1 protein-coding gene is annotated in these 1,235 nt (G+C 34.7%); it reads right to left on the bottom strand.

From position 1 onward, the window contains the following. The coding region (locus tag P2W82_RS24645) for an IS4 family transposase (RefSeq protein ID WP_336518626.1) at positions 1 to 1,067 on the bottom strand (1,067 nt) is incomplete at its 3' end. Positions 1,068 to 1,235 lie beyond the last annotated feature (168 nt).

Raw genomic sequence — 1,235 nt, 5'->3', positions numbered from 1 at the left:
GTTTTATCAAAAATTGATATACTGAACACTTGAAGTATTTCATATATCGATTGCTTTAATTGGAAGTTCTTCTTGGCGATTATTACCAGTACATAGATAGATATTGCAATCCATATTTGTGTTTTTACTGCATTTTCTGACATGCCCCAGAATGATTTTATTTTCAGGTGTTGTTTAATCCATTTGAAAAATAATTCTATAATCCACCGGTGCTTGTACAATGTAGCAATATCTAATGCTTTTAGAGTAAAGTTGTTTGTAAGAAAAACAAATGTTCTGTCTTGTTCAGCATCATAATATTTAATTCGTCTGAAGCATTCCGGGTAAGACCTGTGTACATAAAAATTTGATTTCTTTTTAGCATGTACTCTTTGATCGCACATCACTCCTTTTAGCTTATCAGCAGGATACGATTTTGTTCTGACAAAGCTGAAGTCACTTCTGGCTCTTGTGATAAAAAAAGCATTGGATGAATGAATACGATAAAATCGCTCAAAATCAATGTAGCCGCGGTCTACAACGTAGAAACTATCTGATTGATAGTCGATTCTATCCAGAATATTAATTTCATGAATTGAACCTGAAGTAATCTCAATAAACTCAGGAATTGAGGTTTTAAGATCCAGTTGGGTGTGGACTTTTACACCGCCCCTGGTATGCTTGTATTTAGCCCAGTAAAAAGCGCTCAATGATACATCAATGATGGTGGCATCAATCGCGAAAATATTGCTGTCAATATCCACTTCAAGATTGTGTTTTTCGTTTGTGTAAAGGCTTTTAGCTTGTGCAATAAGCAACATACACAAATCAGCATAAATCCTCCAATCTCTCTGCTCGTTAGCCCTCGACAATGTTGTTTTTGAAATAACTTCTCCGATGCCTAAATGATACAACTTGTTTGAATTGGCAGTTAAACATAAAACAGTATCAGACAAACTTTCCCGATGTGTCAACTGACCAAAAGCCATGCAAAGAAATTGCTTCCAGCAAGTGAATTGTTTGGTCTTATAGTCTCCATTGTATCGATTAACACACTTAAGAAAAGATTTGTACGAAATGAGTGACATTAATTGCGAAAAGACGTATTTGCCCTGATTCATCGATGTTGATTATCAGGGAATTATACAAATTTCAATTCACATCATTTTCAAATCGTTTCCACACCACATTCTCTTCAAATCCAATACAGGCAACAATTTCAAAGAACTATTATCTTCAATAACGCAACGCTAATG

The sequence above is a fragment of the Pollutibacter soli genome (assembly GCA_029269725.1).
GTDB classification, from domain to species: domain Bacteria; phylum Bacteroidota; class Bacteroidia; order Chitinophagales; family Chitinophagaceae; genus Pollutibacter; species Pollutibacter soli.
The sequence above is the reverse complement of the archived record's forward strand: the minus strand, read 5'-3'. Positions and strand labels throughout refer to the sequence as shown.